We start from the raw sequence: 19,557 nt of genomic DNA on the forward strand, positions 1-19,557 counted from the left end.
GTAAAATAGCTTTAATTTAAAGGAGAATGATAATCATGGCACAAAAAACATTTAAAGTAACAGCAGATTCCGGAATCCACGCTCGTCCTGCGACAGTTCTTGTACAGACTGCAAGCAAATACGATGCTGACGTAAACTTAGAATATAACGGCAAAACAGTAAACCTTAAGTCAATCATGGGCGTTATGTCTCTAGGTATCGCTAAAGGCGCTGAAATCACAATTTCCGCTTCAGGCGCTGACGAAAACGATGCTCTTAACGCTTTAGAAGAAACAATGAAAAGCGAAGGACTCGGCGAGTAATGCAAGAATTAAAAGGAATAGGCGCTTCAGCCGGAATTGCGATTGCGAAAGCATACCGGCTTGAAGAGCCGGACTTAACGGTTGAAAAGAAAAACATTGCTGATGCTGCGGCTGAAGTAAGCCGTTTTGATGAAGCGATTGTACGTTCTAAAGAAGAGCTTGAAAAAATTAAAGAGCATGCTTTAAAAGAACTGGGACAAGACAAAGCTGACATTTTCTCCGCGCACCTTTTAGTTCTGAGTGATCCTGAGCTGTTGAACCCGGTAAAGGAGAAAATCAGCACAGATTCAGTCAATGCTGAATTCGCTTTGAAAGAAACAGCTTCCATGTTCGTTACTATGTTTGAATCAATGGATAACGAATACATGAAAGAGCGTGCGGCGGATATCCGTGACGTAACAAAACGTGTGACGGGGCACCTGCTGGGCGTGGAAATTCCGAACCCGAGCATGATCTCAGAAGAGGTTGTTATCGTGGCTGAAGATTTGACACCGTCTGATACGGCGCAATTAAACCGCCAGTTTGTAAAAGGTTTTACAACTGATATCGGCGGACGCACTTCACACTCCGCGATCATGGCCCGTTCGCTTGAAATTCCGGCTGTTGTCGGCACAAAAGCGGCTACAGGGACAATTGAAAACGGTGTTACGGTGATCGTAGACGGCATCGATGGTGATGTGATCATCGATCCTTCCAGTGAAACGTTAAAGAAATATGAAGAAAAGCACAGTGCTTACCTGGCGCAAAAAGCTGAGTGGGCGAAGCTCGTCAATGAACCGACTGTTTCAAAAGACGGCCATCATGTAGAGCTTGCCGCAAACATCGGCACACCTGACGATGTAAAAGGCGTTCTTGAAAACGGAGGAGAAGCTGTAGGGCTTTACCGTACGGAATTCCTTTACATGGGACGCGACCAGCTTCCGACAGAAGACGAGCAGTTTGACGCTTATAAAACGGTTCTTGAGCGTATGGAAGGAAAATCAGTTGTCGTGCGGACATTGGATATCGGCGGCGACAAAGAGCTTCCTTACCTGCAGCTCCCTAAAGAAATGAACCCGTTCTTAGGCTACAGAGCCATCCGCCTTTGCCTTGAAGAGCAAGAAATCTTCAGAACTCAGCTTCGTGCGCTGCTTCGTGCAAGTACATACGGAAACTTAAAAATCATGTTCCCGATGATTGCGACAGTAAACGAGTTTAAACAGGCGAAAGCGATTCTTCTCGAAGAAAAAGAAAAACTCGTCGAAGCCGGCGTAGCGGTTTCTGACGATATTGAAGTCGGTATGATGGTAGAGATTCCGTCTACAGCCGTTATCGCAGATCAGTTTGCTACAGAAGTTGACTTCTTCAGTATCGGAACAAATGACTTGATCCAATACACGATGGCTGCTGACCGCATGAACGAGCGCGTAGCTTATCTGTATCAGCCATACAATCCGGCGATTCTCCGTCTGATCACCCTTGTTATTGAAGCCGCTCACAAAGAGGGCAAATGGGTCGGCATGTGCGGAGAAATGGCGGGAGACGAAATTGCGATTCCGATTCTTCTCGGCTTAGGCTTAGATGAGTTCTCAATGAGCGCTACATCCATCCTTCCGGCAAGAACGCAGATCAGCAAGCTTTCTAAAAAAGAAGCTGAATCATTCAAAGAAACAATCTTGTCTATGAGCACGACAGAAGAGGTTGTCGCATTCGTTAAAGAAACATTCAATAAGTAATACAACAGCCAGACGGTGTAAGCCGTCTGGTTTTTTTCATATTCGGAAAAAAGGGGGGAACAATAACGTTCAACAGGAGGGATTATCATGACAAAATCATTTGCAGCGGGGGATACGGTCTATGTGATTTACCGCAATCCGCATGCCGCCAATGTTGCCCATATTAAAGAGGCGGAGATCGTCCATCACCCGTATCATGAGGGAGAACTGTCTCTGTTTTTATACGAAACCTATCATCCGCTGGCCGAAGATGACGCGGTCTTTACGACATATGAGGAAGCGGAAGCGCTTTACAGCGAGCTTTTTGAAGAAGACCGGTATCATTGATCAAAGGAAATGTTTACAACGCATATTCACTCTCTTTTAAACGGAAAGTAACAACATGAGAAAATGTAAAAAGGGAGTGTCAGTTCATGCTGAAGCCGTTTGTGCCCCAGCTTGTTTATATAGAACCGAGAGCGCTCGAATACCCGTTAGGACAAGAGCTGAAGAATAAGTTTGAAAACATGGGGCTTGAGATCAGAGAAACAACATCGCATAATCAAGTCCGGAATATTCCGGGGAAAAACCACTTGCAGCAATACCGGAACGCGAAATCAACATTGGTAATCGGCGTCCGGAAAACACTGAAATTCGATTCTTCAAAGCCGTCCGCCGAATATGCCATTCCATTTGCGACAGGCTGTATGGGGCATTGCCACTATTGCTACCTGCAGACGACGATGGGATCAAAGCCTTACATCCGGACATATGTCAATGTGGAAGAGATTCTGGATCAGGCTGATGAGTATATGAAAGAACGGGCGCCGGAATTTACAAGATTTGAAGCCTCTTGTACGTCTGATATTGTAGGAATCGATCATCTGACACATACATTAAAAAGAGCCATTGAACATTTCGGACAAAGCGAATTGGGGCAGCTCAGATTCGTGACTAAATTTCACCACGTCGATCATTTGCTTGATGCAAAACATAACGGAAAGACTAGGTTCAGATTCAGCATCAATGCGGATTATGTCATTAAGAACTTTGAACCGGGAACTTCTCCGCTCGACAAACGGATCGAAGCCGCCGTCAAAGTCGCTAAAGCGGGCTATCCGCTCGGTTTCATCGTGGCGCCTATTTATATTCACGATGGCTGGGAGGAAGGCTATAAGGAGCTGTTTGAGAAACTGGATGCGGCGCTTGGTGAAGACGTTCGGCATGACATCACATTTGAACTGATCCAGCATCGTTTTACAAAACCGGCCAAACGGGTGATTGAGAAGAACTATCCGAAAACAAAGCTTGAGCTTGATGAAGAAAAGCGCAGGTACAAATGGGGACGCTACGGAATCGGCAAATATATATACCAAAAAGACGAAGAACATGCCTTAAGGGAAACACTCGAATCTTATATCGAAACCTATTTTCCGAAAGCGAAAATCGAATATTTTACGTAAGGCGGAGCTGTCGGCATGACGGCTCTTTTTTTTGCTGCGCCAAATGACGGAAATGTTTGATATTTATTTCAAGATTTATTCATTTTCTTGGCCGAAAGACCGATATAACTCTCAGGAGGGGATGGTTATGTTTAAAAAAATGCATATCAAAATTGCTGTGTTTGTCTCGGCAATGCTTATTGTAACGGTTGTTTTTTTAACGGTTTCTTCATATTTGACATTAAAGCCGATGATGACGGAGGAAGCAAAACGTACGACAGAGAATGTCACCAATTCACTCGGTCAGAACATTGAGCTTCAGCTGAAAAATGATGAGACCGTATTAATGAGATTAGCAGACGGTGAATTGTCCCGGTCTTTTCTATCAGATGGGAAGAAAGAAACCGCGCGGCTTTTTAACGATGAGTTAAAACAGATCGGACAGAATGACAAATATGTCGCGCTTGCGTACGTCGGAACCGCAAACAAACAAATGTTTACATATCCAAAGGCCGATTTTGCCAAAGACTATGATCCGACAAATCGAACGTGGTATAAGATGGCGGCTGAAAAACCCGATAAGGTTGTCTGGACTGACCCTTATAAAGATGCAGTGACGGGAGACATGATCGTGACGGCGTCAAAAGCCATTCAAAACAGCGGAACCGTCGTCGGAGTGGCGAGCTTAGATTTGAAGCTGTCCTCTATTCAGAGCATGGTCAACGAGCAAAAGGTTCCGTATAAAGGATTTGCCTTTTTAGCGGATGAAAACGGCTCTCTTCTGGCCCATCCGGCAAAACAGGGAAAAAATATTTCGGAAGATCAGACGTTAAAAGACATCACTGCGGACAAAGAAGGCATCAAAGAGCTGCAGGGGAACATGGTCGTCTACCAAACGGTAAAAGAAACAGGGTGGAAAGTCGGAACGCAGTTTGAAAAAGATCAGCTGATGGGAGTAGCCGACAAAATGAACACGGTGAGCATTTTTATGTCACTGATCGCCCTTGTGATTACGATCGGACTCAGCTATTTCCTCGCAAAAACGATAACCGGGCCGATTCAGCAGCTGATCGCAAAAACAAATTCAGTCTCAGCGGGAGATTTAACCGTCCGCGCTCAGACGAAATCAAAAGATGAAGTAGGCGAGTTAACAAAAGACTTTAACCAAATGGTTGAAAATATGAAAGAGATGGTCGAACAGGTCAAGGCCTCCTCAGAAAATGTGTCTGATACATCTGACCAACTAACTGTCATCTCACAGGAGACAAATGAAACGAGCGGACAAATCGCAAAAGCGATAGAGGAAGTCGCCGCCGGAGCGACAGAGCAAGCGTCAGAGGTTGAGACGATCAACGAAAAATCAGAAAATCTCTCAGTCAAAATAAAAGGAATCGCAGATCGTGCAGGCAGCATAAAACAACTCTCAAAATCTTCAGAGGATGCCAGCTACAAAGGATTGGACGCGCTCGGGCAGCTGCTGATGAAGTCAAACGAAGCCAATTCAGAAACGAAAAAAGTAGAGGCAATGCTGAATGACCTGGAAGAACAAACGAAAAACATAGAAGAAGTCGTGACGGCAATATCCGCTATTTCAGACCAGACGAATCTCTTGGCGCTGAATGCGAGCATAGAAGCCGCAAGAGCGGGAGAAAGCGGACGGGGCTTTGCCGTCGTCGCGGAAGAAGTCCGCAAGCTTGCTGAACAATCAGCTCTTTCTTCCGGCCATATCAGTGAGACGGTCCGTCTGATTCAATCAGAGACAAAAGAAGCGTCACACGCGATGATTGAGGCAAGCAGAATGAATGATGAACAAAACAGCGCCATTCATGAAACGGGTGAGGTTCTCAATCTGATTACGACGGAAATGCAGTCTCTCGTTCAAGGTATAGATCATATTTACAATGACATTCAAAAAATGAGTGAAGAACAAGCCGCGATTCAAGAAGCGATTCAAAGCATCTCCGCCATTTCTCAAGAATCTGCGGCAGCGGCGGAAGAAGTGAATGCTTCTACTGATGAACAGCTCGTTACGCTTGAAAAAGTGAAGCAATCGACTGATATGTTAAAGAGCGCAAGCGAAGATCTGATCAGCGCCATTTCTAAATTCACCTTGTGACGCGGTCTCTATCAGCCTATAATATGGTAATATAGACATGAAAGAGTGATATATGAATCGCATCAGGGGAGGAAAGCGCAGTGAACAAAACGGTCGGATTTATCGGTTTGGGCGTCATGGGAAACAGTATGGCATCGCACATTTTAGAAGCGGGCTATCCTGTTTTAGTCTACACGCGGACGAAACAAAAAGCGGAAGAGATTCTGAATAAGGGAGCGGTCTGGCAGGAGACGGTCAAAGACCTTTCGGAAAAAGCTGACATCATTATTACCATGGTCGGCTATCCGAGTGATGTCGAGGAAATCTATCTCGGCGAAAACGGCATTCTCCGGCACGCAAAAGAAGGGGCGTTTGTCATTGATATGACGACATCAAAACCATCTCTGGCGAAGAAAATAGCGGAGAAAGCCAAAGAAAAGTCCATTCACGCCCTGGATGCACCCGTTTCCGGCGGAGACATCGGCGCGAGGAACGGAACGCTTGCCATTATGGCCGGAGGAGAAAAAGAAGCGTTTGAAGCATGCCTGCCGCTTTTCTCCGTTATGGGGGAAAATATTCAGTATCAAGGGCCGGCTGGCAGCGGCCAGCATACGAAAATGTGCAATCAGATCGCGATTGCAGCGGGGATGGTCGGAGTGGCTGAAGCGATGGCTTACGCGGAAAAATCCGGTCTGAACCCGGAACAAGTGCTGAAAAGCATTACAACCGGAGCGGCTGGCAGCTGGTCATTGTCAAACCTCGCTCCCCGTATGCTGAAAGGCGATTTTGCGCCCGGATTTTACGTGAAACACTTTATTAAAGACATGGGCATTGCCCTTGAAGAAGCGGAGCTCATGGGAGAAGAAATGCCCGGATTGGCGCTGGCCAAATCATTGTACGACAAGCTTTCCGCGCAAGGTGAAGAAAACAGCGGAACTCAAAGTATTTATAAGCTTTGGGTGAAATAAAAAAGATTGCCCGCCGGGGCAATCTTTTTTTATTTATTTTCCGATGAATTGCTGTGTCCAGATGTTTCCTGATTCTACATAACCGACACCGATTTGAGTGAACTCAGGATTCATGATGTTCTTTCTGTGGCCTTCACTGTTCATCCAAGCTTTAACGACAGCTTCAGGAGTCGGCTGTCCTTTGGCGATATTTTCACCGGCAGTTTTATAAGTGATTCCGAAAGACTTCATCATATCAAACGGTGAGCCGTAAGTCGGACTTTGGTGATCGAAATAGTTTTTGTCTTTCATATCTTGTGATTTTGCGTGAGCTGATTTGCTTAATTTTTCATCAATCTGCAGAGGTTTTAAGCCTTGCTTTTGTCTCTCTGCATTTGTCAATTCAACGACTTTCTTTTCGTACGCACTGACAGATGAAGGAGTTTTCTCGCTGCTGTTGTTTGTGTTATCTGTCTGCTTTGCATTGTCAGCAGCCTGGTTTTGCTGGTTTTGATCGGCTTTCGGTTTTTCGGCAGCTGACGGAGCCGTTTTTGCCGGTGTTTCTTTTTGAACGTCTTTAACTGTCATATCAGAATGCTTGGCGTGTTTTTGCAGCAGCTGTTTCAGTTCTTTCTCATTTTTAACGTTCAGCTGTTTCGCGCTCGTTTTCATATGTAGTTTTTCAACAGCCTCTTGAAGAGTCAGATGCTGTACGGTGTTTCCTTTTTTCACAGTAACGACGTGCTGGCATGACAGCTCTTTTGCAGATGCCTGCTGAATGCCTCCGAATGTAATCAAACTGACTGCCGCGGCAGCAGATAAGAGAAATGCTTTTTTCATAAGTTTATAGCCTCCCAGAGAAGTTGTTTTTTTCTACATGAAAAATCTTATCACAGCTTTTTTGTCATAATGCAGGCAGCCATTTCCTTTGACAACAAACGTTTGTCATAATTGTAATTGAGCACAGAAAAATGGCTTTATATCAGGAAAAACGATCTGTATTTATTTTTTAAAATCCGTTACATCTCTTCAAATTATTTGAAGTGTTAGATATATTTTAAGATAATTTGATCTTGACAGTTTTTTTTACCCGTTTTCGCTGTAACAACTTTTACAAAAATGTTACAATTAAAATCTGTTTATGTAAATATATTCAATGATTTGAGAGGTGTAACAGAAAGTGGCTGAAGTCGCGCGCGAACCAAAGAAAAAAACGAAACGTTACAGAGCGCTGAGAATGAATCTCTATTTTTTGATTGTTTTTCTTCTCTTTACGGCACTGATTTTTAAACTCGGCATCGTCCAGATTGTCGAAGGGGATAAACACCGCCAGGATGCGGAGAAGGCAAATGCAAAAACCGCCTATTATCCGACACCGCGGGGAAAAATGTATGACAAGCGGAACAGAGTGGCGGTTGATAACCAGGCCGTGCCCGAAATTGTATATGTATCCACCTCAAAAACCTCGGCAAAGGACAAATTGAAAACGGCAAAAAATCTCGCTGCACTGATTCATATTGATACTGAATTTATGAAGGATCGAAATATCATTGATTACTGGCTTGCCGCACATCCGAAGAAGGCGGAAAAGCTTATGAAGGATTCAGAAAACAGCCTGAAATCCCAAGAAGTGTACAAACGCCAGATTGAACGCGTCCCGAAGCAGGAGATTGACGCGATCAAAAAAGATAAAAAAGAGCTGCAAATTGCGGCGATTTATACGCGTTTTTCAAGCGGCAACGCCTATCAGCCGCAAGTCGTCAAATCAATGGACCCGAATAAGCTGAACGGAAACGGAAACAGCGGTTCACTGCTTGACGAGCATGACAACAACAAGCAAAAACCGAAAAGCGACCTGACATATGAAGAAGTTTCCGTCGTATCCGAGCACTTGAAAGAGCTCCCCGGCATTGACGTAATCAATGACTGGACGCGGAAATATCCGTACGACAAAACACTGTACTCTCTGTTCGGCGGTGTGACGACACCGGAACAGGGATTGTTGGGCGAACGGAAAGATTACTATGTCACAAGAGGCTACTCACTGAATGACCGGGTGGGTAAAAGCTACATTGAATATCAGTATGAAGACTATTTAAACGCACATAAAGAAAAAGTAGAGTATGTGGAAAACAGCAAAGGTGAAGTCGTCAGCCAAAAGCCCGTCGATGAAGGCAGCAGAGGCTACGATCTGCAGCTCTCGCTCGATATGGAATTACAGTCGAAAGTCGAAAAAGTCATTGAAAAAGAGCTGAGAAGAAGCCGCGCTGCAGGCAACTATATGGTTGACAGAGGATTTGCCGTCATGATGGACCCGAACAACGGGGATATTCTCTCAATGGCGGGGAAACGCATCGATCTCGAAACAAATAAAATACAGGATTTTGCGATCGGATCATTTACGACACAATATGAGATGGGCTCTGCTGTTAAAGGAGCGACTGTTCTCGCGGGTTACCAAAGCGGCCTCCCGCATTATAAAACGTTTGTCGATGCACCGCTTGTATTTAAAGGCAACACGAGAAAACAATCGTGGACACAAATGGGAGCCATTACTGAGCTGACCGCGCTGCAAAGAAGTTCAAACGTATATATGTTTCATGTGGCCATGCATATCGCCGGCATTACCTACGTCCCGCATGGCACGCTGCCTGCCGGATTAGACGATATTAAAAAAATGCGCAACTACTACGCCCAATTCGGTTTGGGTGTGAAGACCGGAATTGATCTTCCGCAGGAATCAGCGGGCATGCAGTCAAATCCGCAAATGGTCGGGGGGTTGCTGCTTGACTTTGCGATCGGACAGTTTGATACGTATACGCCGCTTCAAATGGCTCAATATATTTCAGCCATCGCAAACGGCGGGTATCGCGTCCAGCCGAGGATCGTCACAAGCATTCATGAACCGGACAGCAAAAACAAGATTGGAAAAGCGATTGAACAGCGGGATATTAAAATTTTGAACAAAGTAAATAACAGCCCGAGCGATTTTGATCAAGTTCATAAAGGAATGAAACTGGTCACAAGCTCACCTCAAGGAACGGCTTATTCAACATTCCAGGGGTCCGGCGCCGATGTTTCCGGAAAAACGGGAACCGCGGAGACCCACTATTACGGCACGAACAAAAACTGGTGGGGGAAAGACACGTATAACCTGACCTTTGTCGGCTATTATCCGTCAGAACATCCACGAGTGGCATTCAGCGTCGTCGTACCGTCTGTTCGAGATGATCACGATCCCGTCAGCAAAAACATTGCCAAGGGAGCAATTGACGCTTACAAAGAACTTGAAAAGAAATACAATAAAAAATAACAAATGAAAGGGCGGCCGAACATCTCGTGCGCCCTTTCTTTCATTCAGGAAAATTGACGTTCACAATAAGAATAGAAGGAGAATGCTCATTTTTTAGCGAATCAATCTAGTGGAATTTCTTTTTATATCAGTCCGTGTCCAGCCTGCAGTGCGAGTATAATGCAAAGGAGGGATTCTGTGGAACAGGATACTCAGCATGTCAAACAGTTTCAATCGAAAACCGATCTTCATGCCGTTTTGACGTCTAACGGGCGTATTATGTATATTTCTGCAAACTGCAAATCGTACTTCAGTTATTCTCAGGAAGAGATGATCGGGTCATTTCTCAAAACATTCCTGCATGAAGAAGATCAATTTTTGGTTGAAAGTTACTTCTATAATGAGCATCATTTGATGCCTTGCACCTTTCGTCTTATTAAAAAAGATCATACCATCGTATGGCTTGAAGCGGGTGTGGAAATTGTCACACCGCAAATGGAGGGGACGGATCGGGAAATCATCCTCAAAATCAAGGTGCTTGAGGAGAAGACGCCCCGCCGGCCTTATATGTATGAACAAAAAAAGCAAAAGGCAGAACAACAGTCTGAAGATGCGGCTGGAAACGGCGAATTCGAGCGTCTTGTCGAAATGCTGCCGAATCCTTTATATGTCAGCATCAACGGCACAATCGCCTACGCCAACAACGCTATGCTTGCCATGCTGGGAGCCGAAAGCAAAGACGAGGTAATCGGCAGGCGCTCTTATGAGTTTATTGAAGAAGAGTATCACGACATTGTGAAAAACCGAATTGTGCGGATGCAAAAAGGAATGGAAGTCGGAATGATCGAACAGACGTGGAGAAGGCTCGACGGCACGCCCGTTCATTTAGAAGTGAAGGCGGCACCGACGACATATAAAAATCAGCGGGCGGAATTGCTGCTTCTGATTGATATTTCTTCACGGAAAAAATTCCAAACGATTCTGCAAAAAAGCAGAGAACGTTATCAGCTCCTCATTCAGAATTCAATTGACACGATCGCCGTGATTCACAATGATAAATGGGTATTCATGAATGAATCGGGCATTTCGCTGTTTGAGGCTGAAACATATGAAGATTTAATCGGGAAAAACGTCTATGATCAGCTTCATCCCTGTGATCATGACGGCGTGAAACAGCGGATCCAAAATATTATCAACCGAAAGACCGAGTCAGAAATCATTAAGCAATCGTGGTTTACCTTTAAAAACCGGCTGATCTACACGGAAATGGTCTGCATTCCGACGACGTTTTTCGGAGAAACGGCCGTGCAGGTCATTCTGCGTGACATTTCTGAGCGGAAGCAGACGGAGGAATTAATGCTGAAGTCGGAAAAGCTGTCTATCGCAGGGCAGCTGGCAGCGGGGATCGCTCACGAAATCCGCAATCCGCTGACGGCGATCAAAGGATTTTTACAGCTCATGAAGCCGACGATGGAGGAAAACGAACATTACTTTGAAATTGTGTTTTCTGAACTGAGCAGAATCGAATTAATTTTAAGTGAGCTTTTAATGCTTGCCAAACCTCAGCAAAACGCCGTGAAAGAGCGTGTAAACTTAAAGAAAATTATAAGTGAAGTAACCGCTCTTTTAGAGACGCAGGCGAATCTTAAAGGGATTTTTATCAAAACGGATTACGAACATGACAGCATGTATATTAACGGTGATCAAAATCAGCTGAAACAGGTGTTTATCAATCTGATTAAAAATGCCGTTGAGTCGATGCCGGATGGGGGAACGGTTCACATCATCATGACAGAAGATGAGTATTCCGTTAATGTGACGGTGAAAGACGAGGGTGACGGGATACCGGAAAACGTGCTGAAACGAATAGGCGAACCGTTTTTGACAACGAAAGAAAAAGGAACCGGCCTGGGGCTGATGGTCACATTCAACCTTATTAAAAACCATCAGGGAGCCATCCAAGTAGACAGCAAACCGGACAGAGGCACGGCCTTTCACATTACATTCCCGAAACAATAAAAAAACAACGGCGTTATGCCGTTGTTTAAATAGTCTGCATGGATTCTCTCGTTTTTAAAATAAATGCTTCCAGCCGGTCCAAGCCTTCTCTCAATGTATCCAGTGAATATGCGAATGACAGCCTCACATACCCTTCACCCAATTTTGAAAACGAGCTGCCGGGCACAAGAGCCACACCTGCATCCTCTAAAAGAGCCATACTAAAATCAAACGATGACATTCCGAATGACTTAATGGAAGGGAAGATATAAAATGCGCCTGACGGCTTTACGACGTCAAGCCCCATTGAGACAAGACGGTCATATACATAGTCAAGCCGCTTTTTATACTGTTCTCTCATAATAAGCGCATCATCAACACCGTTTGTCACCGCTTCAAGAGCCGCTTTCTGAGAGATTGAAGACGCGCATGTCACACTGTATTGGTGAACTTTTAAGATGTGCTTGGCAATTTCTTTCGGTGCGAAAATGAAACCGATTCTCCAGCCCGTCATGCTGTGTGATTTTGACAGGCCGTTGATGACGATCGTCTGGTCTCTCAAATAAGACGCGATCGAATAATGCGGTCTGTCATAGGTTAATTCGCTGTAAATCTCATCAGACAGGACAAAAACATTTCTGCCCTTCAGGACGGATGCGATGTTTTGCAGTTCTTCCTCAGACAATGTCACTCCGGTCGGATTTGACGGATAAGGAAGAATGACGCATTTTGTTTTTGGTGTCAGCGATTCTTCAATGAGCCGCGCCGTCAGCTTAAATCCGTGTGTCGTCGTATCCACATGGACCGGAACGGCGCCCGACATGCGGATGATCGGTTCGTAGCCCGGATATATCGGTCCGGGGAGAATTACTTCATCGCCCGGAGATAAAATCGTCCGCAAAGCCGCGTCAATCGCTTGGCTTGCCCCGGTTGTGACAATGATTTCAGTTTCAGCCTCATAATTCAAATCAGCTTTTTTCTTCATATAAAGCTGTACGGCCTGTCTCAGCTCATGGCAGCCCGCGTTCGGAGTATATGCCGTTGCGTTCTCGTCGATTGCCTTTTTGGCAGCCGCTTTGACATGGTGCGGCGTGAAGAAATCCGGCTGGCCGATCGTAAGCGAAATGACATTGTCGTGCTGAGCTACAAGATTTGAGAATTTGCGAATTCCTGAAATTTCAATTTCTTTTACATTCGGATTAAGCAAATGTTCCATAATTCATCACCTTATACTATATATTGAGTTTATCCTATTTTACCACTAGCTGAGCATTTGTCATCTTTTTATTAAACTATCCCGAGTATATGTCCGATATGTGAAAACATACCTTCTTTCAGAAAAAAATAAGACAACCAGCTGAAATGATTGTCTTCATTGTATCATGATCTATCTATTGTGATATGTGGCGAATGTCATTAATACCCGTATTCAAAGCTGACGTCTTCCCGCCATAAGATGTATGGAGCAGGCTTGTCGGGACGATCTTTCGCCTCTTTTTTCATTTGCAGGTAAGCCGTTTTGCTGATATCTTCTAACACCGTCATTTGATCTTGGTCGAATATGACTACTGTACCCATTTATTACACCCTTCTTCCTGAAAAATCCTTGACTATTTTACCACTCGATGTCAAAAAGTCAATGGGATATCAGAAAAAAGCATCTTTTTATAAAGAGTTCATGGCCAGTTGGCCCGAATACATTCACTTTTTCCGTTTACAGCCGATATATACAGTACAATACTGAATGCGGATAGCGAGGGATTGAATTGTCTTTACAACAATACGATATTTTATTGGATTCAGGCACAAACGAATTAGAAATCGTCAAATTTGAAGTAGGCGTCAATACATTTGGCATAAATGTGATGAAAGTCCGGGAAATCATTCAGCCGGTAGATGTCACATCTGTGCCTCAGTCTCATAAAGACGTAGAAGGGATGATTAAGCTGAGAGGCGAAATTCTTCCCGTCATCAGTCTGTATACCTTTTTCGGCGTTGATGCCGAAGGAGCAAAAGACGATAAATATATCGTAACGGAATTCAACAAGCGGAAAATCGTCTTTCACGTCGGTTCCGTTTCACAAATCCACAGGGTGTCCTGGGAGGCGATTGAAAAGCCGACTTCCCTGAACCAGGGCATGGAGCGGCACTTAACGGGAATCATCAAACTGGAAGACACGATGATCTTTCTGCCTGATTATGAAAAGATCATTTACGATATTGAATCAGCATCCGGTGTTGAGACTTATCATGTCCATCAGGAAGGATTTGATGAAAGACGGGCGGGTAAAAAACTGATTATCGTTGAAGACTCGCCGCTTCTGATGCGTCTTTTGACGGATGAGCTGACTGAGGCGGGGTACAGTGAAATCGTTGCGTTTGAAAACGGAAAAGAAGCGTATGATTACGTCGTGGAACTGACGGATAACGGAGCAAACCTGTCAGATCATATTGACATGATTATCAGTGACATTGAGATGCCGAAAATGGACGGGCATCGTTTGACGAAGCTCCTTAAGGATAACCCGCAAAGCTCTGATGTGCCGATTATGATTTTCTCGTCCCTCATTACGGACGACCTGCGCCACCGGGGCGAAGTAGTCGGAGCGGATGAACAGATCAGCAAGCCTGAAATCAGCGAGCTCATTAAAAAAGTGGATACGTACGTGATTGAATAAAAAAAGCCGATGCATGACGCATCGGCTTTTTTGCGGCAGAATTAAAAATAACTCTCACCAAGTTTTTTAAATACGGGTTTATGATAAGTGGGCTGCTGCCTGTTGGCGGCAAGCGGTTTTTCCTTTAAGCCCACATATTTTTGCAATACGTTTTTCGCTTTTGTCAAAGACATTTGTGCTTTAGGATTGCGGTACGATTGATTTAACGTACCTAAATGCGGAAGATGCTGGAAGTCTTCTTTTGTTGGAGGCATGTGAAAATAGTAGTCTCCGATAGAGATAAGTACGTCTGACTGCTGTTGGCTAAACCTGGGATTATTTGAAAAGTGAAGCCCTATTTTTTTCCCTTTGCCTTCTTTCACAAGCTTTTGTAATGCCCGTTTTTTCAGCAGATAAAGGTATTTAGGGTTGGGGGCGGTTTTTGCATGGCGGTTCACAGTATAAACAGCTTTTGAAAGATTCTCGATGGTTGGCTGCAGCTCTTTCGAATAAGCGTGGTCGTCCATTATTTCTCTCCTTTGCATTGATCAAGTTCATATATAGATTATACTTTTTTAGCGTTGAAATGCAAATATTGATTATAAAAATACGCCTTTTTCTGATGAAAAGGGCGCATTTTTTTCCTTTATTAGACAGGTTTCGCATGTTTTTCGGAATCAGCCTTTAATGATTGCTGCACATCGACCTCTGCTGCCTCGGCGCTGTATTTCGGAAGAGCGATAAAATAGAACACAAATACCGCTAAAATCACGATTCCCATGCCGTAATAAAGGTAATCAATATTGGAAACGAATTTCGGAAATAACAGGGCAACCAGTCCGAGTGTAATCGATTGGGCAAACATCATAAAAGGATCCTGCCAGCCGCTGACCCGGCCCATTATTTTCGGATGAACGATTTTCGGCATCCAGCCGCCGATGGCGATATTGACAGGGCCGATGCACATGCCGAGGATGAAAGCCGCCGCATAATAAATCCACAGCTTATCCGTATAGCCGAGGACAAAAATGAGCAGTCCGGCTGCTAAAATAGGAATCGACATCAAATGATGCGGTTTGACTTTTTTTGCGATCATCGTTCCGATCACACTTCCTGCAAGCAGGCCGAAGCCGAGTGCGACGGTGAAGATGGAAGTATGTGATTCGTAATGATCAGGCGCAAGTCCGTATTTCATCGTAAACATCGGCAGTACGGCAAAGCCGCCGTTGACAAAACCAAAGATAAAAAAGCCGAAAATAAGGGAAGCAAGCAATTTGTTTTTAACAATATATACGATCCCTTCCTTAAAATCAGCGACCGAGTCTTTCAGAAACGAATCTCCCCATTTAAAAGGGCCGTTCGGCTGACGGGCTTCTTTCGGAATGCGGCAGGCGCGGATCAGAAAGCCTGATACAATAAAGCTGACAAAATCAAGGATAATGGCTCCGTGAATACCGATCGTTTTATACATAAACGCGCCCATACCGACGCCGAATACCATAAAGATGCTGAACAGGATCTGGTTAAGTCCCGCCGCTTTCGCATAATGCTCCTTAGGCAGAATAGCTTGTACAAGGCTGGCTTCCGCCGGGAAAAAGAACTTGGTCACGGCGCTTCTGATGAACAAAATACAGAACACGAGAGGGATGCTCCCGGTGTATAATGCGGCAAATAATACGATCGTCAGTCCGGCTCTGATCCAGTCACAATTCTCTGCGACCTTTTTCCTGTCAAGCCGGTCAGCTGCGACACCGACAATCAGAAATACGAAAACTGTCGGCAGTGAATACATCAGCTCAGCCAAAGTTGTATATGCCGGCTGGTTTGAAAAATGGTCCAGCAAGTAAAAAGCGAAAGCCATATTACCTACAGTCGTTCCCATTTGAGAAGCGAGTGCTGCGAAAAAGAGACGGACAAAATTGCGATTTTTAAATATATCCATAAACACGCTCCTTACCCTAAAGGTCCCACTGTAATATATTATCATCAGCTCGTTCCATTAACAAATAAGATCTTTCTATCTTATAATGGTCACCCTTGTTCCATTAGGAACGGTAGCGGCAAGTTCAGTGACGTCCTGATTATACATCCGGATGCATCCTTTTGATACCGCTTTGCCGATGGAGGAAGGGTTATTTGTTCCGTGAATGCCGTAATGAATTTTAGAGAGGCTGAGCCAATAAGCGCCGAACGGGCCGCCGGGCTTGGGCTGGCGGTTCACAATGTAAAATTCTCCGGTCGGCGTGGTCGTCAATATTTTTCCGACTGCGATGGGGTACGTACGGATGAGCCTGCCGAGGCGGTATAACTCCAGTTTCTTCGCTCCGATATACACGACAATGGAATAGGGAATGGTGGATGGGTCGGGAAGATTCGGTATGATAATGTGCTGTCCCGCGTATATGACCGATTGGATTGAGGGATTTGCCTGAAGGAGAGCAGCAGTGCTTATTCTGAAGTCTTGCGCAATGCTTGAGATGGTTTCTCCTTGTTTCACTTGATATGTCAGCAGTTTCATCACCCTCCTTTTTGCTCTTTTCCATATACATATTACGGAGGGGGTGTCTGTGCATCGGGATAAAAGTCTTATTTTTGTACGGTTTTCAATGTGAACAGCGTAATTTCCGGTCTGGCTAAAAATCGATAAGGCAGTCTTGTCGTACCGAGCCCGCGATTGACGTAAACGGCTGTGTCATGCAGCCTATACATGCCGTCGGTATACGTTTTTCCGTATGGAGGCGTAATGAGAGGGCCGAAAAACGGGAGCTGGACCTGGCCGCCGTGAGTGTGTCCCGACAGCTGGAGGTTTACGGGATATCCGCCGATCTTGAGAGCGGCATCAGGCTCGTGGACGATTAAAATGGAAAACGCATCTTCGGAAAGGCGGGACAGGGTGCCTTCATAATCGGGTTTTCCGAGCATTACATCATCCAAAAACGCGAGTTCAATCCGGCTTCCGTCTGTCAGCTGCACCTGACGGCAGCCATTTCGAAGCACTTGAAAATCAGCAGCTTCCATCAGAGCCTTGTACGTGTTCGTACCGTAGCCTCCGTGGTCATGGTTTCCGTAAACACAAAGTTTGCCGAAGGGAGCTTCAAGATTTTGCAGCACGGCCAGTGCATGCTGGTGATCATTAAATAAATGCGGCTTATCAATTAAATCTCCCGTAAAGATAAGCAGATCGGGTTTCAGCTGATTGATCTTTTCCGCTGCTTTATTCAAGTCACCGGATGTAAACACATCACTGAGATGCGTATCGCTGAATTGAACGATTTTAAAATTGTCAAAGCCGCGGGGGATCAGGCGGCTGGTGATTGTATGACGGGTGATCTCAATCATGCGCGGTTCAATATACCGGGCATAGCCGTAACCTCCGCAAGCCGTTGCGAGAGTTGCACCCAAAATGCCGAATCCTCTTTTTAAAAATGTTCTTCTCGTCATTTTCTCCATCTGTAAAACCAACCTTTGTCAGAGTTGTTCTATTATATCATCAGCTTGGCTGAAAAATCCCTTCTCAGCATGTAATGACGCGGAAAGACATCTATGATAAGATTATGAATGATTATTCATTCAATAAAAGGGGTGGGTTTGTTATGGATAAGAAAGCGGTAATCATTACAGGCGGTTCAAGCGGCATGGGAAAAGCAATGGCGAAAAAACAGGCTGAATTAGGATGGCACGTCATGGTGACAGGGAGGAACCATGAAGCACTTGAGGAAACAAAAAAAGAAATTGAGACCTTTGAGGGGCAGGTCGCCTGTTTTCAAATGGATGTCCGTTCTGATTCCGCCGCTTCAGACATGATTACAGAAGCGAAAAAAGTCTTTGGCCGACTAGATGCGCTGATTAACAATGCGGCCGGCAATTTTATTTGCCCGGCAGAGAAGCTGACGCCCAATGGATGGAAAGCTGTTATTGAGATTGTTTTAAACGGCACATTTTTCTGCAGCCAAGCCGCGGCAAGGCATTGGATCGAGCAGGAGCAGAAGGGCGTCATCTTAAATATGGCCGCTACATACGCATGGGGAGCGGGAGCGGGTGTCGTTCATTCCGCTGCAGCCAAAGCGGGGGTATTGTCACTGACAAGAACGCTGGCCGTTGAATGGGGGAGCAAATACGGCATCCGGACAAACGCGATAGCCCCCGGCCCGATTGAACGGACAGGCGGTGCGGAAAAGCTGTTTGAATCGGAAAAAGCCGTGTCCCGCACTATGAACAGTGTGCCGCTCGGCCGTCTGGGGACACCGGAGGAAATCGCCGCTTTGGCAGCGTTTTTGCTATCCGATGAAGCATCCTATATAAACGGGGATTGTATCACAATGGACGGGGGGCAATGGCTGAATCCTTACCCGTTTTAATTTACATGACATATTTTGCGAAGCAAGCGAACGTTAAAGGTGAACGTTCGCTTGTTTTATTTTTCTATTCAAAATTATGATATAATTTTTAAAGATTAAGAGGTGAATAAGTGAAGAAATTATTAAAATGGTTCGTTGTACTATTTGTAAGCAGTTGCGTTATCATCTTTAATATTTGGTACTTTATCATTTGCGCTTTTACTCCGGAGTATTATCAAAATACCAATCTTACATCTGATGAAATAATCAGATTTGAAAAGCTATATCATATAGATTTTCCTGATGAAACGAAATTTATTAAAGCCAGGGAGTATTTGAGTGGGCTCGGAGGCGATACATCGGCTGTATTATATGTGTCTCTGCCAACCAAGCTGGCGGAAACAATTTTATCTGATTATACGTATATGCCAATAAATCATACTGATCATGCCGGTTCAATGTATGGAGTTGACGTTTCCAAGAGTGCTGGCGGGTTAACAACTCTTACATTTGGCACTTTAGATAAAAAAGGAACTTTCTTTCAGTTGAAACATGATGATGATTGGATATTTAACAGTACTGATTGGAGCCATTATTTTTGGACAGCCGCCGGTTATAATGCTCTTATATTTATCCTTTTATTTGTGATTGTGAAACAAATGAATAACGTCCTTAATTAACCGGTCTGAAGAGTGATCTTAAAAATGTCCCCCTTTTATTTTAAACTGCTGCCATACTGCCTCCTTTTCCCCTAATCTAAACATTTGTAGTGCTGATATAATTGTGTATAATC

General features: G+C 44.7%; 17 protein-coding genes and 1 pseudogene. 11 read left to right on the forward strand and 7 right to left on the reverse strand.

Features of this window, described 5'->3' with window-relative positions; all coding sequences use genetic code 11:
- The first annotated feature begins 35 nt into the window (after nt 1–35).
- The 6 genes from ACWJJ4_RS12090 to ACWJJ4_RS12115 all read left to right on the forward strand — a co-directional run bounded on the left by ACWJJ4_RS12090 (nt 36) and on the right by ACWJJ4_RS12115 (nt 6,501).
- Nucleotides 36–302 carry a phosphocarrier protein HPr gene (locus tag ACWJJ4_RS12090; RefSeq protein WP_003154654.1) on the forward strand — a complete coding sequence of 89 codons (267 nt, stop codon included), beginning with the start codon at nt 36–38 and terminating at the stop codon, nt 300–302.
- On the forward strand, nt 302–2,017 hold the full coding sequence (ptsP, locus tag ACWJJ4_RS12095) for a phosphoenolpyruvate--protein phosphotransferase (RefSeq protein ID WP_007409600.1): 1,716 nt from the start codon (nt 302–304) through the stop codon (nt 2,015–2,017). Before ACWJJ4_RS12090 ends, ptsP begins: the two co-directional genes overlap by 1 nt.
- Before the next feature lie 87 nt (nt 2,018–2,104).
- On the forward strand, nt 2,105–2,344 hold the full coding sequence (locus tag ACWJJ4_RS12100; RefSeq protein ID WP_172614644.1) for a transcriptional regulator SplA domain-containing protein: 240 nt from the start codon (nt 2,105–2,107) through the stop codon (nt 2,342–2,344).
- A gap of 86 nt (nt 2,345–2,430) precedes the next feature.
- Nucleotides 2,431–3,459, forward strand: coding sequence for a spore photoproduct lyase (gene splB, locus ACWJJ4_RS12105; protein WP_094246987.1), 1,029 nt, complete (start codon nt 2,431–2,433; stop codon nt 3,457–3,459).
- 127 nt (nt 3,460–3,586) lie between these two features.
- On the forward strand, nt 3,587–5,554 hold the full coding sequence (locus ACWJJ4_RS12110; protein ID WP_044053153.1) for a methyl-accepting chemotaxis protein: 1,968 nt from the start codon (nt 3,587–3,589) through the stop codon (nt 5,552–5,554).
- 80 nt (nt 5,555–5,634) lie between these two features.
- On the forward strand, nt 5,635–6,501 hold the full coding sequence (locus tag ACWJJ4_RS12115; protein WP_003154640.1) for an NAD(P)-dependent oxidoreductase: 867 nt from the start codon (nt 5,635–5,637) through the stop codon (nt 6,499–6,501).
- Between the two features lie 33 nt (nt 6,502–6,534).
- On the opposite strand, the gene ACWJJ4_RS12120 is transcribed toward ACWJJ4_RS12115, so the two are convergent.
- Nucleotides 6,535–7,320: a CAP domain-containing protein gene (locus ACWJJ4_RS12120; protein WP_367069847.1), complete on the reverse strand. Its 786-nt coding sequence runs from the start codon at nt 7,318–7,320 to the stop codon at nt 6,535–6,537.
- A gap of 340 nt (nt 7,321–7,660) precedes the next feature.
- On the opposite strand from ACWJJ4_RS12120, the gene ACWJJ4_RS12125 reads away from it, so the two are divergent.
- Nucleotides 7,661–9,793, forward strand: coding sequence for a peptidoglycan D,D-transpeptidase FtsI family protein (locus ACWJJ4_RS12125; protein WP_077722137.1), 2,133 nt, complete (start codon nt 7,661–7,663; stop codon nt 9,791–9,793).
- Between the two features lie 177 nt (nt 9,794–9,970).
- Nucleotides 9,971–11,791 (forward strand): PAS domain-containing protein, encoded by a 1,821-nt coding sequence (locus tag ACWJJ4_RS12130; RefSeq protein ID WP_003154628.1) that lies wholly within the window; start codon nt 9,971–9,973, stop codon nt 11,789–11,791.
- Here the strand turns inward: ACWJJ4_RS12130 and ACWJJ4_RS12135 are convergent.
- Together ACWJJ4_RS12135 and ACWJJ4_RS12140 are read right to left on the reverse strand one after the other, a co-directional pair.
- A pseudogene (locus ACWJJ4_RS12135) lies at nt 11,767–12,986 on the reverse strand (aminotransferase A). The gene ACWJJ4_RS12130 and the pseudogene ACWJJ4_RS12135 sit on opposite strands and share 25 nt — an antisense overlap.
- Before the next feature lie 200 nt (nt 12,987–13,186).
- Nucleotides 13,187–13,348: a hypothetical protein gene (locus ACWJJ4_RS12140; protein WP_164672396.1), complete on the reverse strand. Its 162-nt coding sequence runs from the start codon at nt 13,346–13,348 to the stop codon at nt 13,187–13,189.
- Between the two features lie 188 nt (nt 13,349–13,536).
- Here ACWJJ4_RS12140 and cheV point away from each other — a divergent pair, with 188 nt between their 5' ends.
- The gene (gene cheV, locus ACWJJ4_RS12145) at nt 13,537–14,448 is read left to right on the forward strand and encodes a chemotaxis protein CheV (RefSeq protein WP_003154623.1); all 912 of its coding nucleotides are present in this window, start codon (nt 13,537–13,539) and stop codon (nt 14,446–14,448) included.
- 41 nt (nt 14,449–14,489) lie between these two features.
- Here cheV and ACWJJ4_RS12150 read toward each other — a convergent pair whose 3' ends face one another.
- The 4 genes from ACWJJ4_RS12150 to ACWJJ4_RS12165 all read right to left on the reverse strand — a co-directional run bounded on the left by ACWJJ4_RS12150 (nt 14,490) and on the right by ACWJJ4_RS12165 (nt 17,877).
- Entirely contained in the window at nt 14,490–14,954 is a 465-nt protein-coding gene (locus ACWJJ4_RS12150) for a YkyB family protein (RefSeq protein ID WP_454021674.1), read from the reverse strand.
- A 122-nt stretch (nt 14,955–15,076) separates the two neighbouring features.
- Nucleotides 15,077–16,369, reverse strand: a complete 1,293-nt coding sequence (locus ACWJJ4_RS12155) for an MFS transporter (RefSeq protein WP_043867050.1) — start codon at nt 16,367–16,369, stop codon at nt 15,077–15,079.
- A 75-nt stretch (nt 16,370–16,444) separates the two neighbouring features.
- Nucleotides 16,445–16,939, reverse strand: coding sequence for a L,D-transpeptidase family protein (locus tag ACWJJ4_RS12160; protein ID WP_088037173.1), 495 nt, complete (start codon nt 16,937–16,939; stop codon nt 16,445–16,447).
- Nucleotides 16,940–17,013: 74 nt separating this feature from the next.
- A complete protein-coding gene (locus ACWJJ4_RS12165; protein ID WP_454021668.1) occupies nt 17,014–17,877 on the reverse strand; it encodes a metallophosphoesterase in 864 nt (287 codons plus the stop codon).
- A 143-nt stretch (nt 17,878–18,020) separates the two neighbouring features.
- Between ACWJJ4_RS12165 and fadH the strand changes: the two genes are divergently transcribed.
- Together fadH and ACWJJ4_RS12175 are read left to right on the forward strand one after the other, a co-directional pair.
- Nucleotides 18,021–18,785, forward strand: a complete 765-nt coding sequence (gene fadH, locus ACWJJ4_RS12170; protein ID WP_003154618.1) for a 2,4-dienoyl-CoA reductase — start codon at nt 18,021–18,023, stop codon at nt 18,783–18,785.
- A gap of 110 nt (nt 18,786–18,895) precedes the next feature.
- Nucleotides 18,896–19,444 carry a hypothetical protein gene (locus tag ACWJJ4_RS12175; RefSeq protein WP_324658789.1) on the forward strand — a complete coding sequence of 183 codons (549 nt, stop codon included), beginning with the start codon at nt 18,896–18,898 and terminating at the stop codon, nt 19,442–19,444.
- Nucleotides 19,445–19,557: the final 113 nt, after the last annotated feature.

It is taken from the genome of Bacillus sp. JK62 (assembly GCF_053663455.1).

What these genes read in the sequence shown, in the direction of transcription:
- ACWJJ4_RS12090 (WP_003154654.1), top strand. Translation starts at nt 36, where the DNA reads ATGGCACAAAAAACATTTAAAGTAACAGCAGATTCCGGAATCCACGCT.
- ptsP (WP_007409600.1), top strand. Translation starts at nt 302, where the DNA reads ATGCAAGAATTAAAAGGAATAGGCGCTTCAGCCGGAATTGCGATTGCG.
- ACWJJ4_RS12100 (WP_172614644.1), top strand. Translation starts at nt 2,105, where the DNA reads ATGACAAAATCATTTGCAGCGGGGGATACGGTCTATGTGATTTACCGC.
- splB (WP_094246987.1), top strand. Translation starts at nt 2,431, where the DNA reads ATGCTGAAGCCGTTTGTGCCCCAGCTTGTTTATATAGAACCGAGAGCG.
- ACWJJ4_RS12110 (WP_044053153.1), top strand. Translation starts at nt 3,587, where the DNA reads ATGTTTAAAAAAATGCATATCAAAATTGCTGTGTTTGTCTCGGCAATG.
- ACWJJ4_RS12120 (WP_367069847.1), bottom strand. Translation starts at nt 7,320, where the DNA reads ATGAAAAAAGCATTTCTCTTATCTGCTGCCGCGGCAGTCAGTTTGATT.
- ACWJJ4_RS12140 (WP_164672396.1), bottom strand. Translation starts at nt 13,348, where the DNA reads ATGGGTACAGTAGTCATATTCGACCAAGATCAAATGACGGTGTTAGAA.
- ACWJJ4_RS12150 (WP_454021674.1), bottom strand. Translation starts at nt 14,954, where the DNA reads ATGGACGACCACGCTTATTCGAAAGAGCTGCAGCCAACCATCGAGAAT.
- ACWJJ4_RS12155 (WP_043867050.1), bottom strand. Translation starts at nt 16,369, where the DNA reads ATGGATATATTTAAAAATCGCAATTTTGTCCGTCTCTTTTTCGCAGCA.
- ACWJJ4_RS12165 (WP_454021668.1), bottom strand. Translation starts at nt 17,877, where the DNA reads ATGGAGAAAATGACGAGAAGAACATTTTTAAAAAGAGGATTCGGCATT.
- fadH (WP_003154618.1), top strand. Translation starts at nt 18,021, where the DNA reads ATGGATAAGAAAGCGGTAATCATTACAGGCGGTTCAAGCGGCATGGGA.